General features: G+C 44.1%; 12 protein-coding genes and 1 tRNA gene. 9 read left to right on the top strand and 4 right to left on the bottom strand.

The genetic code is table 11. From position 1 onward, the window contains the following. The first annotated feature begins 154 nt into the window (after positions 1–154). Positions 155–1,438: a serine--tRNA ligase gene (serS, locus tag MHI06_RS00440; RefSeq protein WP_169483093.1), complete on the top strand. Its 1,284-nt coding sequence runs from the start codon at positions 155–157 to the stop codon at positions 1,436–1,438. Positions 1,439–1,574: 136 nt separating this feature from the next. Here the strand turns inward: serS and MHI06_RS00445 are convergent, their stop codons facing one another. Both MHI06_RS00445 and MHI06_RS00450 read right to left on the bottom strand, forming a co-directional pair. Further along, positions 1,575–3,263, bottom strand: coding sequence for an S-layer homology domain-containing protein (locus tag MHI06_RS00445; RefSeq protein WP_340400072.1), 1,689 nt, complete (start codon positions 3,261–3,263; stop codon positions 1,575–1,577). A 27-nt stretch (positions 3,264–3,290) separates the two neighbouring features. After that, positions 3,291–5,321, bottom strand: coding sequence for a YheC/YheD family protein (locus MHI06_RS00450; RefSeq protein WP_340400073.1), 2,031 nt, complete (start codon positions 5,319–5,321; stop codon positions 3,291–3,293). A 157-nt stretch (positions 5,322–5,478) separates the two neighbouring features. Between MHI06_RS00450 and MHI06_RS00455 the strand changes: the two genes are divergently transcribed. From MHI06_RS00455 to MHI06_RS00485, 7 genes are all read left to right on the top strand, one after another. Then, a tRNA-Ser gene (locus tag MHI06_RS00455) sits at positions 5,479–5,567 on the top strand. Positions 5,568–5,759: 192 nt separating this feature from the next. After that, positions 5,760–6,101: a hypothetical protein gene (locus MHI06_RS00460; protein ID WP_169483090.1), complete on the top strand. Its 342-nt coding sequence runs from the start codon at positions 5,760–5,762 to the stop codon at positions 6,099–6,101. A 27-nt stretch (positions 6,102–6,128) separates the two neighbouring features. Further along, positions 6,129–6,305, top strand: a complete 177-nt coding sequence (locus MHI06_RS00465) for a hypothetical protein (protein WP_169483089.1) — start codon at positions 6,129–6,131, stop codon at positions 6,303–6,305. A 21-nt stretch (positions 6,306–6,326) separates the two neighbouring features. Then, positions 6,327–6,479 (top strand): small acid-soluble spore protein P, encoded by a 153-nt coding sequence (locus tag MHI06_RS00470; RefSeq protein WP_036607296.1) that lies wholly within the window; start codon positions 6,327–6,329, stop codon positions 6,477–6,479. Positions 6,480–6,712: 233 nt separating this feature from the next. Then, positions 6,713–7,807, top strand: coding sequence for a hypothetical protein (locus MHI06_RS00475; protein WP_340400074.1), 1,095 nt, complete (start codon positions 6,713–6,715; stop codon positions 7,805–7,807). Between the two features lie 165 nt (positions 7,808–7,972). Continuing rightward, on the top strand, positions 7,973–8,845 hold the full coding sequence (locus MHI06_RS00480; protein ID WP_340400075.1) for an AraC family transcriptional regulator: 873 nt from the start codon (positions 7,973–7,975) through the stop codon (positions 8,843–8,845). 98 nt (positions 8,846–8,943) lie between these two features. Beyond that, positions 8,944–9,981 (top strand): ABC transporter substrate-binding protein, encoded by a 1,038-nt coding sequence (locus MHI06_RS00485; RefSeq protein WP_340400076.1) that lies wholly within the window; start codon positions 8,944–8,946, stop codon positions 9,979–9,981. Between the two features lie 124 nt (positions 9,982–10,105). On the opposite strand, the gene MHI06_RS00490 is transcribed toward MHI06_RS00485, so the two are convergent. Continuing rightward, positions 10,106–10,675: a GNAT family protein gene (locus MHI06_RS00490; RefSeq protein WP_340400077.1), complete on the bottom strand. Its 570-nt coding sequence runs from the start codon at positions 10,673–10,675 to the stop codon at positions 10,106–10,108. 49 nt (positions 10,676–10,724) lie between these two features. Further along, positions 10,725–11,225, bottom strand: a complete 501-nt coding sequence (gene tadA, locus MHI06_RS00495; protein WP_340400078.1) for a tRNA adenosine(34) deaminase TadA — start codon at positions 11,223–11,225, stop codon at positions 10,725–10,727. Positions 11,226–11,557: 332 nt separating this feature from the next. Here tadA and MHI06_RS00500 point away from each other — a divergent pair, with 332 nt between their 5' ends. Then, positions 11,558–13,894: a PAS domain S-box protein gene (locus tag MHI06_RS00500; RefSeq protein ID WP_169483084.1), complete on the top strand. Its 2,337-nt coding sequence runs from the start codon at positions 11,558–11,560 to the stop codon at positions 13,892–13,894. Positions 13,895–13,902: the final 8 nt, after the last annotated feature.

Below are 13,902 nucleotides of genomic sequence, written 5' to 3' on the forward strand. Positions count from 1 at the left end.
AATCGCAGCGGAGGATGACACCGGGGGCATAGGTTGTTTTTTAGGTTACAGGATCCGATAAGTATATAGTAAGGTATATACATTAGAGTTTTGAGAATGGATTTAACATAAACATAAGGCTTCACTTTGTGAGGTTATTTAGGAGGGTTATATCGTGCTTGATGTGAAAATATTGCGGAATGAGTATGCACGTGTAGAAGAAGCATTGACTAAACGTGGAAAATCGCTGGATCTTATCGCTGGATTTACTGAGATGGATGCCAAGCGTCGGGAATTGCTTCAAGAGAGTGAAACACTGAAGAGCCGTCGGAATACGGTCTCCGCAGAAGTTGCTAGACTGAAGAAGAATCGCGAGAATGCTGATGATCTGATTGTGGAGATGCGTGAAGTCTCTGATCGAATCAAAGCCATGGATGAAGAAGTTCGTGAATTGGAAGTGAAGATCAATGATCTCACAATGGCGATTCCGAACATTCCTAACGAGAGCGTACCTATTGGAGCTTCCGAAGAGGACAATGTTGAGATTCGTCGTTGGGAAGAGCCTAAGTCATTTACTTTTGCACCAAAAGCACACTGGGAAATTGCACAGGATCTCGATATCCTTGATTTTGAAGCTGCTGCCAAAGTAACAGGTTCCCGTTTTACCTTTTATAAAGGATTAGGTGCACGTTTGGAACGTGCATTGATTAACTTCATGATGGATCTGCACAGCGATCAACATGGATATGAAGAGATTTTGCCTCCATACATCGTTAATCGGGATAGCTTGTTTGGAACAGGTCAACTGCCTAAATTCGAAGAAGATCTGTTCAAGTTGAAAGATACTGAATATTATCTGATTCCTACTGCTGAAGTTCCGGTAACGAACTACCATCGCGAAGAGATTCTGAATGTAGATCAATTGCCTAAGCATTTTGTGGCATACAGCTCTTGTTTCCGTTCTGAAGCCGGTTCGGCTGGACGGGATACACGCGGATTGATTCGTCAGCACCAGTTTAACAAAGTAGAGCTGCTCAAGCTCTCTACTCCGGAAACTTCCTATGAAGAGTTGGAGCAAATGACTCAAAATGCGGAGCGTGTACTTCAATTGTTGGGCTTGCCGTATCGCGTACTGACATTGTGTACGGCAGATATGGGCTTCACTTCAGCTAAAACGTATGATATTGAAGTATGGTTGCCTGAGAGCAATACGTATCGTGAGATTTCTTCGTGCTCCAACTGTGAGGACTTTCAGGCACGTCGTGCCAATATTCGTTTCCGTAGAGAGCCAAAAGCCAAACCCGAATTTGTTCATACATTGAACGGGTCAGGATTGGCTGTTGGACGGACGGTAGCTGCTATCCTGGAGAACTATCAACAGGAAGATGGTACGGTTGTCATTCCTGAAGCATTGCGTCCTTATATGGGTGGCGCCAGTGTGATTGCACGTCGCTCATAGAGTTAGTTATTGGGCTTATATAAATGAATAAAAAACCGTCTCCTGACAAATGGAAGTTTAGAACTTGCCATTTAACATGGAGACGGTTTTTTATTGTCTGATGTTATGAGTGTACTTTAGTCCTTATTATACTGCTTTAATTCATGTATTTAACGGAACGCAACGCACGGGTTAAGAGCGTAAGTGCTTCGTCAGTAGTTACTGCTTTTTTCGGTTCGAAGGAAGTACCGGATGGAACTTGAAGCAAACCGAGTGATGTCAGAGCCTGAACTTGGGTTGTTGCCCATGGAGAGATAGCGTCTTGGTCCTGATAGAACATCGTATCAGCGACAGCGGCCGAATCTCCGCCTGCAAATTGAATTGCCCGATAGATGATGCTAGCCAGTTCTTGTCGGGTGACTTCACGTTCGGCACGGAATGTTCCATCAGCATAGCCGTTAACAAGCCCAAGATGTGCAGCGGTAGCCGCATACGATTGTTTCTCAGTCACATCTTTGAATGATGTGTCTGTAGCTGAGATGCCTGTGGCCCCCAGAGCAGAAACTAACAGCTCAGCAATTTCTCCGCGGGTGATGACTTCACCAGCTTTGAATTGCTGTAGAGCAAGTAAATTTTTAGCCTGCAGGTATTGGATATCGCCTACGGCCGAATTAATGTCTGTAGTATTCATTTGTTCGTTTGAAGCGATAACATAAGTACTGTAATACATGTCTTTCAGACTTACACTCCACTCTCCATTTTCTTGGACAAAATAGGCTGGCACGTAAGTATAGGTCCGCGTCTTTTCATTGAAGCCGAGAACACTTGCTGTTTGTGGGTTAATATCTGTAGAACCAAGGTGGATTATCCGAGTTACATTTTTTAATTCTTCTTGATCCAACTTGATTGTTTGGTCACCAGCTGCCCACTGTACATTGAAACGTAAAGGCTGTACCAACAATGTTAGACCTGTCGGTAAAGATTGCTTCAGATTGGACAACTCATCATCAGATAGGGCATCAATGTTTATCTGGAGATCGAGTTGTTCCTTGGGAACATTTAGTAGAGATGCTGCACGTTCAATATTTAATTTATCCAAGGCTAATGCAATGTTAGACTGTTGGCTATACAGAGTAAACGAAGATGCTTTATCCAGCGAGTGTAGGAAGGAAAGAACTTCCTTAGGCAGAGTCATTTGAACATGCGAAGCACGTGGCAATACGGTTACAGACAAATTATCCAGACGATCGAGGACAGATAACTTACTTACGACGCTGGTATCCACGGATACGGAAACAGTACCATTCTCCATTTTCCCGTGTACCCATTGGTTTAGGCTGTTGGCCGCAGAACCGATGGATGCGGAGGCATCAATAATCGAGATGTTAGTGGTAGAGCCGGATGTGGAGAAACTACTGCTTCCTCCAGTCTGTGGTATCACACCGCCACCAGACCCAGGCTCACCGCCGCCGGACCCAGGCTCACCGCCGCCGGACCCAGGCTCACCGCCACCAGACTCAGGCTCACCGCCACCAGACCCAGGCTCACCGCCGCCAGACTCGGGCTCACCGCCGCCAGACTCGGGCTCACCGCCGCCAGACTCAGGTGCACTGTTCCCTTCATTCTCTTCCTCAGGCGTAGCTGAAGCTTTCTCTACTCCGAAGAAATGCTGGAAATAGCTAATGGAATCACCCTTATATACATCATCAGCTTTATAATCAATGGCGTTACCTGCCAAGACTTGTGTCATTAACCCGGCTGCCAGTACGGTCGTCTTAACAGCACGTTTCCTAGCATTTCCGGCTTTAAGCATTTGCTGGTGTACATTCTTATTTTTCTTTTTCATCTATCTCACTCCTTATATTTTGTAGAATTAACGCAAAGAAAGAGCAAACGGAACGATATGTTGTGCCACTTCAAACTCTCTATGCGTTGATCCGATTTTGTTCATATTAGCTTCGAAAATCCAAATCTCACCCAACGAATTAATCCCCACATCAATGCCTAACTCGCATATTCGTTCTTTCACATGTGCTGCAATATGATTAGCTGTTGTAATAGCCAAGCGCTCCAGCCTTGCTAACATGATATCCTCCTTCTGAGGAAACTCATGCCGAGACAGCCAGTCCCATGTCGTAAATGCACGAAGTGAACCCGCGTGGTTAACTACTTTATGCTCGCTTTGGGTAGAGAGAAAAGGAAACGCTGAAATAAAAGACCACTCCCCGCGTCCGTTTCGGACAAGATGTAATCTGATATGGTAAGGAAGTCCGTTACGGGTTTCGCTTCGAATGAACTTTTGAATAACAAATCCTTTTTTCGCCGCAAGCATGGAGAGGAGTTGTGCGAAATCCTCAGCGTTCATTTTATGGATATTCTCATGATCCTTTACGACAAAACCTTCCTCTTCACGTTGAACAACAATAATCCCGTTACCGAACGAACCTATAGATGGTTTGATGATGGAAGTCTCGTGATTATCGATAAAAGCCAAAATCTCATGAACATTTTCGACGGCAGTATAAGGGATCAAATGTGCAGCAAGCTCAGCATTTTTTTGAAGGATTTCATATATTTTTTTCTTGCTAAAGGAACCCCCATTTCGTTCATCGGTAAAAGGTACATGCCCTAAATCTGTGTATACACTACTGTATTGCGCATTCCCACGCGCTTTTAATCGATCGTAGATCACATCGGGAAAGGGGCAGTAGCGGGCTTGCCACTCCCCATCTTCCAAAACATATCCTTTGATATAGCCTAATTCCTTATGGACATCGGTGTGACTAAAATAATAAAAGGCTGCGTTACTCCACTTGGCTGAATACGCACAGGCAGCTGCCAACGGCTTATCACTGGAGTCACTGCTGAGCATGGCAATCACAGGATGGTTCACTTTTTGCCCAGCTTTCGCCACATATTGTGCATATTCGATAGTACGTGATGCACGTGCCTGTTCATGGAAACGTGTTTGAGGGCTGATATTGGCTTCCAAAAACTTGATCTGGCCTGTGGGTGTCACAATAAAATCCATACCAAGCTCATCAATAAGAAAGGAGTAAGAACGATTAATTGTCTCTGCCATACAAATAGCGAGTCGTTCCATCTCATGTTTAATCTGATTTCCTTCAACTGGGAAAGAACGATCGAGCACATTAGTGGCATCCTCATTACGGCCGCCTTTACTTATATTGCTGATGATGGAATCCGTCATACCAATACGTGAATACATTTTGGTTAGAACCCAACGCCCAGTACCATCGCGCTGAATATGTACTCGAAAATCAACAACTTCGCCCCGATCGGTCAGGGAAGGAAGGTAAGGCTGAACAATAAAAGAGCCCTGTGCCAGAGCGTCACGTAAATATTCCTGTAAATCAGAACAATCAAGCCGGATCTCTTCGTTTTGCTTGCGGCATACATAGTGTTCATTTTCTCTTTTGACTGTAAAGATGGCATTGCCTCGACGACCTTGATCCGGCTTAACCAAAACTTCTCCGTGCACATTCAAAAAAGCGAGAAATTGATCCAAATCCTGTAGCCACTCCGTTGGAATGAGGTGATCATTGAAATGAGGTACCAGTTTCTTCTGGATGACGTATTTTCCGTGAATCAGAAATGTTGTAAAGGGAGTTCTTCTGCGCAGCCAGTTCTCGCACTCTGGTCTGACTTTAACAGGTTCAGGTGCTTCATTAAGCACTACGTCTGGTAGGGGCATTTTCTTTTGCACCCAGGAGTTTCCTAACTGGAAAGTAGCATTAATCAATTCCCGCTCCATATCAATACTGCTTGCATCAAAGAAGAAAACTTCTGCACCCTTTTTCATTCCTTCCGAGATTAACTGGTTGATTCGCTCCTCAGGCAACGTGTTCAAAGGATCATTTTTACGATAAACACCTATAAACAATCAAACACCTCATTATGAAAAAGTCTACTTCAATTATATAGGGCAACTCTGAACCGATTCTGAACATGAATTTTATTACTTATAAAAAAGGTTGCATTATGATATTAAGATGTGGTATGATACTTTTCGTGGCAAGTTTATAAAAGTTGATTTCCCTGGAGAGGTACCGAAGCGGTCATAACGGGGCGGTCTTGAAAACCGTTAGGGGGCAACTCCACGTGGGTTCGAATCCCACCCTCTCCGCCATACTACACTTATAACAAGGATTCGAGCGTTCTCGCTCGGGTCCTTTTTTGCGTTTATGCGTGCGACAAGTCTGAACTTACAGGTTAGTGGCCGATGTGTATGCGTTGCTCAGTACAATGTTATATTTCAACAAAGACTGTTATGAATAAAAACATCTTCATCGCCGCACTTTATAGGAGTGGAGGTGGTAAGATGAACCGCGAGTTAAACATCGATCAGACAGAGCTTGTAGGGGCCTGGCAAGAACGTTTGCCCGAAGTCCTCAATGTTGGCGACCAGGCTCAAGTGATGGCTGATGAAGCTGATCAGCAGGCTATTCGGATACACATTGCGACAGCAGGTCACGAGATGTACTCTTTTGATTTCAAATGTGCGTATGTCGATTCCCGTGAAGTTAGCGTACAGCTGATTGATGTGGAACGGGATGGGCGAACGACGGATGAGCGTACAGAACCGATTCAGGAACTGGCTCACGATTATACAAGGCACATTCACGAATGCGCCCAGTCGTTACAGTCCCAGACGAGACATTAGCTTGAATTCTGAAGGAGTGAACTTCAATTGACGAAGGCCAAAGCGGGAGTAGACAAAAACCTGCAAAATGTAGTTGATGATCTGGAGCACCCAGCCGTAAACAGTCATCATGCCCAGCAAACTCAGCAAGATATTAATGATCGCCGTCATCAGGATGCACTGAATCATGACAAAACGGAAGATAGGGATCCATCCCATTCCTAACAATGATGAGGGGGCAACACTATGAGCAAACCAAAAACAATTCCCGTACCGGAAGCGCAAGCATCCGAACAGCATCGTCATTCATCCAAACGCTCCTCCATGCAGGAACCATTATCAGGTTCAAAAAAAGTGAAAAATCAAAATCATGTGGATCATCTGAATCCCCAAGGTTAATAGAAGAAGCAGATTCACGCAAAAGTCCCTTGTTACCTAACAGGGGGCTTTTGCGTATTCATACATATATAAAGACAGGCACATGCTTATTCCCAAACCTCACATAGGTCTTTGTAGCCATTTTAAAGAGGAAAGATCACATTTTTCCCAAATTAGGTTTCGGTATCTGGTGATATGGTATATCATTAAGATTGAATTATTTTTTTGGGGTTATCACGAGAGGAGAGAAACAAATGACTAAACGTATGGGGGCGCTTCTTCTTACGTTGCTGTTGACCGTATCTATGGCCTTGACAGCATGTAGCAGCAAGCAGGAACCAAAAGAGGCATTGAAGACGGCTGCGGCAAATGCTTCCAAACTGACTTCGTATGAAATGAGTTCCAACTTCACTATTAATGAATTGAGCTATAAACCTGGAGATGCTTCGCAAACTGATCCGACCATGGCTCAATTTATGAGCATGTTGAAGGACGCTCAGTTGAATGTAACAGGTGTATACCAAAGTGAGCCAATGCAGACAGAGATGACTCTTGGTATTGAACTTAAAGGCGACATGGGTATGACCTTTAACATTCCAATGGTGATGACGGCTGAGAAACTCTATGTGAAAGTGCCGAATATTCCGTTCTTCCCGATTCCGGAGAACATTGTTGGCAAGTTCTTGGAACTTGACCTGAAAGAACTGGCTGAGCAAGAAGGTACTGAATGGAACCCTGATGCTATGGACGCAGCCAAAACGCAAAAGCTGAGCAACGAAGTAATGGACGCAGTGCTGAGCGAATACGATCAAGCTAAATTCTTCAAAAACCTAGACACCAAAGATGCACAACTTCCTGAAGGTGTAGATGCGAAGCAGGTTGTACAATTCTCGGTGAATAATGACAATGTTAAAGAAGCAGTTACTGTACTGGTAACAAAAGCTATGCCTAAAGTATTGGATATTCTGTCCAAAGAGGAATATCGTGAATTGCTGCAAATGGATCAGGCTGATATCGATAAAGCTAAAGAAGATTTGAAAATCACTGAGGCAGATCAGGCTGAAATGGCTAAAGACTTGGACAAATTGAAAGATGTTCTGACAATTAACCAATTCAACATCGATTTCGCATTGGATAAAAACGACTTCCCGGTATATCAAAAAATGGTCGCTGATGTGCTGATCAAGCCAGAAGATACGAAAGACGAAGTGAAACTGGCATTTACCGGTTCTAATACGTATACCAAGATTAATGAAAAAGCAGCATTCAAAATCAACATCCCTACGGGCGATGACGTAATTACCATGCAAGAGTTCGAAGAATTGATGAACGCTTCGTACGGATACTAATCTCGTCGAGTTAGTCCAAAGATAAACCGTTTGTTATTCAAGTGAAGGATGATCTCCTTCCGCTTGGATACAGGCGGTTTTTTTTGTATGAAAATAGAGTCTATACAATGAATCGGACGGAGGATAAACTATTTATAAATGACAGGGGATCAGGGGGAGTGCTCAATGATAACACCGGATGAAGAACAGCTTGCTTATGAATTCATTGAGCATCCTGTTCATGTATGTGGTATTTATCGCACTGTATTGCGTGCAAACATGATTTACGATGGGCACCGGGAGAAACGAACAGAAAAAAGTGCTTTGCTGCTGGTGTTACAAGGACAAGCAGCGTTTCATTTTACGAATACGGATGGTACGAAATATCTTTATCATATGCAACCAGGCAAGGCCTTTATCGGGGGTAAAAATATGCACCTGGAGATCCATGTCGGAGACAGGGACTTTGAGTATGTATTAGTTCATTACTTGCCAGCAATACAAAAGGAGAAGGGGCTTCACTCGTCTCATACGGATCAAGTCTATGAGCTGCAGATGAGCTTGAATGATTCAGAGTCTGGATTTCAAGGGGAATTGATGCTGGCTCTCCTTAACGTTGCTCTTAATCCGGGGTATATGAACCAACTGGAGAAACAGACCCTATTTTATCAACTGCTCATCTCTGTGTTACGTGGAGCGAGAAGCTCGAGGAATACATCAAGTGGTACATGGGTAGATTCAGCTCAGGAATTCATTCAACGTCAGTATGCCGAACCACTGACGCTTGAAGGTGTTGCTGCTCAATTTGATATGAAACCGAAATACTTTTCACATATGTTTCAAAAATACACGGGGATGGGTCCGATGCGTTATCTGATGCAGTATCGTCTGAATCGTGCACAGGAGCTGCTGGAGATCGGAAGTTACACCGTGAAAGAGGTATCTGCAAAGGTAGGTTATGCGGACCCCTACTACTTCAGTCGGGTGTATAAATTGCATAAGGGCTGCGCCCCGTCTGAAGTAAGAAAGATTATGGGACATGGAAAGAATCCATCCTGAATCGGACAGTGTCCATTGTACAGGCGGATATCACTGATATAATTGATAATGATAATTGTTATCATAAATTCGCTGAAGTAATTGGAGGAGCACTAGAGATGCATAGAACAAGATATAAGGGTTGGGTCATGCTTATTGCAGTATTGAGTTTGGTTTTACTATTGGCTGCCTGCGCGTCGGGTGAAAAAAAATCGGAGCAAACGACAAGTCAGACGGAGCAAAGTGCTACCAGTACAGGGGAGAGTTCCGGCTCATCATCTGAATCCGCAGATGGATCATCTGACAACTACCCACGTACGGTACAGACTGCTCGGGGAGACATGGAAATCAAACAACAACCCCAAAAGATAGCTTTGGCTCATTGGGGATTGAGTGATGATCTACTCGTATTTGATCTGGATTCCGTGGCCATCACGCTTCCTTTTACAGAAGATCAATCGTTATTGAAAAGTGACTTTTACAAACCTTATGTTGAAAACAAAAACACGATTGATATCGTGGGTGAGAATACACAAGTGAATCTGGAAGCATTACTCGCTTATGAACCGGATTTGATTATTGCCGGCAATGAGACGAACAAGGACATTTTGGAGCAACTCGATCAGATCGCACCAACTGTTGTACTAGATGAGACCAAGCAGGATGTATTCAAAGAATGGCGTAAAGTCATTACAGATCTGGGGCAGATTTTGGGACAGGAAGAAACGGCTGTACAGTATATTAATGATTTTGATCAAAAACTTGCAGATGGTAAAAGCGGGCTTCAATCCATCGAAGGAACGGTTGCATTCATGCAGGTTCGTGAGAAACAGGCCTATCTTCAGGGTGCCGACTATATCTCGGAATATTATGAAGGTCTAGGACTAACGCCTCCGTCCACAGAGGCTGGAGAGCTTACATTGGAAGGGATTGCGAAGCTTGACCCGGATTATCTATTTTTGGGGTACTTCAATATGGAAGATCCATCTCTGTCTGCTGTAACGGATGAATGGGAGAAAAGCGCTGTCTGGAAAGGACTCAAGGCAGTGAAAAATGGGCATGTTTATAAGATAAATGGACAGGTCGCCTTTGGTTTTGGGCCGGTTAGTAAGTCTTACGGTGTAGAGCAAATAACGAATAGTTTGAAAGCCCAATAAAAAAGTGCTATACAAATAAAACCGCACTCTTCCTACATAACTAGGGTAGTGCGGTTTTGTATATTGATTTTGTATATTGCTGAATTGGAAATACAGACGGTTGTGAGGGTGAGTTTTTTCTTAATTAGTTTGCAAGTTCGTCCAAGTCTTCAGCAAGTACAGCATAGATCTGATGATCCTGATATTTACCGTTAATCTTGAGATATTTGCGAGCAGTACCTTCAACCTGGAATCCGTTCTTTTCGAGTACTCTCTGCGAACCCTTGTTGGAGGGCAATACTGCAGCCTGAATCCGATTTAACTTCAGTGCACGGAAGCCATAAGCTACAGCTAGTTTAACCGCTGCTGTCATTCGTCCACCGCCCTTATAATCCGGATGGATAAAGTAACCCATATCCGCATAATTGGCAACGCCCAATACGACATTGTTGATACTTACTTGTCCAATCAGCAGGCTGTCTTTAATAGTATAGATTCCAAATTGATATCCTGTACCATCTTCTGCAGCCTTGACCCGATCCTCAATCCGCCGAGTCTGAGCATCCAGTGTATAAAAATCATTCTCTCGCACGGGTTCTACAGCTTGATAGGGGACACGTGTAACCTGAATCAGGTCCAGATAGGATTGTATATCCTGAGATGTGAGCAACCGAAGGCTTATGCCATTGGCTGTATCATAGAGTGTTAGTGCCATTGCAGCAGACTTCCTTTCCATTTGAAATGTTGATATTAGATGATTATGGTTATTTTTTGCGCAACCGTCTGAAAAATTGAGTTAGCATCGTGGAGCATTCAGGCTGAAGAATATCTGCAATAACCTCGGTACGATGGTTAAAACGAGGCTCTTGCAGCAGATTCATCAGTGTACCTGCACAGCCTGCCTTGGGATCAGCCGTACCATAGATGACGCGGGGAACTCTGGATTGTACAATTGCACCTGCACACATCGGACAAGGTTCCAGTGTGACGTACAGAGAACAATCCAATAAACGCCAAGCTCCAATGGTCTCGCTGGCCTGACGGATAGCCACCATTTCTGCATGGGCGGTGGAATCCAGCGTAGTTTCACGCAGATTGTATCCTCGACCAATGATTTGGTTGTTTTGTACGATTACAGCTCCAATCGGAACTTCCCCAAGAGCCTCAGCTTTGTAGGCCTCGGCAATGGCCTCCCGCATCCAGTGCTCATGCTGAGCTTCCTCAGATAAATGCGCAAGATTGGTCTGGAGAAAATGGTCAGTCATTACTATATAACTCCTTCCAAAATCGTTTATTCAGCGAACAAGCATTCGGGTTGTTAACATGTTGTGTATAGAATTGTGGATAACCATGTAGTTGCTCACAAAGTTATAAACAAACTATCCACAAGCCTGTGGATTTGTGGATAAATATAGTGATTAATTTCATTGTAGAGTTCAAAATGGCAAGAAACAACGAATTTCGAGCTTTTTAGCCAATCGGTAACTTTTGGACACAGGTCAATTATCCTTTTCAAAAAGTCATACAAGCGTTATGATGGATATAGGTTTTGCCATATATCGCCAGAGGGTACAAGCCGAGAGGTGAACAAAAAAACTTGTCTATTAAAACGAAATTATCCATGATTATGTCGTGCTCAGTGCTCGTTATTTTAGTGTTGAATATCGCACTGAGTTATTATACTACAGAAGAGAATCTGAGGCAGGACAGTGAAACCAAGATGGTGCTCACTGCGAAGCAGATTGCAATTGCTGTCGAACAGAATCAATACAGTTCGGATTATGTAAAAAGACAGATTGGAAATAATCTGTGGCTTGCTGCCGTCATGGCGGCGGAAGAATTGGACCCAGATATTAATAATATCACAAATGAAGAACTTGTACGCTTGAGCCAAAAGGTCGGCGTTTCGCATATTTCGTTAATGGAGCAGACGGATGATGATATTGTGGTTAGCCGCTCCTCAGATCCGAGAGAGCTTGGGCTGTCCACCAAATCCATGACCTATTGGTATCAGGCATTTAAGCAGTTGTTTGAAAAACAACAGGTGACGATTCCCCAAGGGCAGAAGTTGGAACATTTCTGGTCAGATGGATTCGAGTATTCGACGTCCAGTCCTTCGGATATTGATATCTGGGGTTACTACCATGATGGAAAGAGAAACTACATAATCAATCCCTTCTATAATAATACGGAAGTTGATGACTATGTGAAAATCTCTAGTCCGGATGAGATTTTGAATAAAATTCGTGAGGTCAATCCCTCCATTCTGGAGATTACAGGCATCAATCCGTTAACTTTCGGTAGCCCGAACATGGGTGATGACGGAAGAGATTCGAACTTTAGCAAGTTGAATAACAGACCGATTCGTTTCGGCACATACCAATATGGTTCTACGGAAGAGGACCACCGTGCTGTGGTGCGCGCCATTCGAACAGGGCAGAATGTATCTTTTGTCAGCGAAACACACGAACAGAAGGTGCTGAAGAGTTTTATTCCCATTTTCACACCCAATCAGTCTTCCTATGTCATCAGTATTGTCATGGACTATAAGCAAATATCCTCCATGGTATCTGAGCAGCTGGTGAGCCATGCCTCCATATCTTTGGTTTTGCTGGAGATCGTGATTTTTGGTAGCTATTTGCTCGCAGGGTATATTACGCGCCCGATCCAATCCATACTGGGCAAAGTGAATGATGTAGCCGATGGACACTTTGACTTCCGTCTGAAAGTCCGGAGGAAGGATGAACTTGGCCAACTGGCCAATCGGATTAATGCCATGATTCGCAATCTGGGCCATTATACGAGCCGTCTGAAACAGATGTATGAAGAGAATCGAGCAGTGAAAGAGCATCTGGAGTCCATTATCAACCAGACAGCTGATGCCATTCATATTACGGATCTTGAAGGGAAAGTGCTGCGGGTTAACCGGGCATTTGAACAATTATATGGCTTTCGAAGTCGTGAGGTGGAAGGTCGTAATCTGAAGATCATCCCGCCAGAGGCAGAAGAAGAAATGAAACGCCAGCATGCCCAACTCGTTGAGGGTATGTCTATTACGTCTGAAACCACCTGGATGAAGAAAGACGGGACTCGGGTAGAGGTCAGTGTCAGTACGGCTCCTGTACGAGACGAGGCTGGAGAGATTACCGCGCTCATTAGTGTCTCCAGGGATATTACAAGTCGTAATCGGATGGAAGAGCTACTCAGACGCTCTGAGAAGCTTACAACCGTGGGGCAGCTTGCAGCAGGTGTGGCACATGAAATCCGTAATCCGCTGACCACGCTGCGCGGGTTCTTGCAGTTACAGCAAGAGAGCAACAAGCTGAATCATCGTCATCTGGATCTGATGTTATCGGAGCTGGATCGTATCAACCTTATTGTCGGTGAATTTCTGATTCTCGCCAAACCGCAGGCGGTTCATTTTCAGAATCGGGATATTCGTTTTATTCTCGGCGATGTCATCTCGTTACTGGATAGTCAGGCGCATCTGCATGGTGTAGAATTTGTACTGCGTGCCTCATCCGATTCGGCTATGGTACACTGTGAAGAGAACCAGTTGAAGCAGGTATTCATCAATTTGCTGAAAAATGGTATGGAAGCCATGCCCAATGGAGGTAGCATCCATATCAAGCTCAAGCACGACGAACAGCTGAACCTGGTCAGAATTGAGATCAAGGATGAAGGGATCGGTATCCCGGAAGAGATGATGCCCAAACTCGGGGAGCCTTTCTTTACGAACAAAGAGTCTGGAACAGGGCTTGGCCTGATGGTCAGTCAGCGCATTATTCAATCACATAAGGGCATGATGGATATTAAAAGCGTCATGAACAAGGGAACAACGGTTATTATTGAACTGCCTGCATCCGAGCAACAACCGGAAGTTATTGAGGCAGATCAGGTAACGGATGAGCCACTTACAGATGAAGAGAAATAGATGAGGTG

The organism is Paenibacillus sp. FSL H8-0079 (assembly GCF_037991315.1).
Taxonomy (GTDB): domain Bacteria; phylum Bacillota; class Bacilli; order Paenibacillales; family Paenibacillaceae; genus Paenibacillus.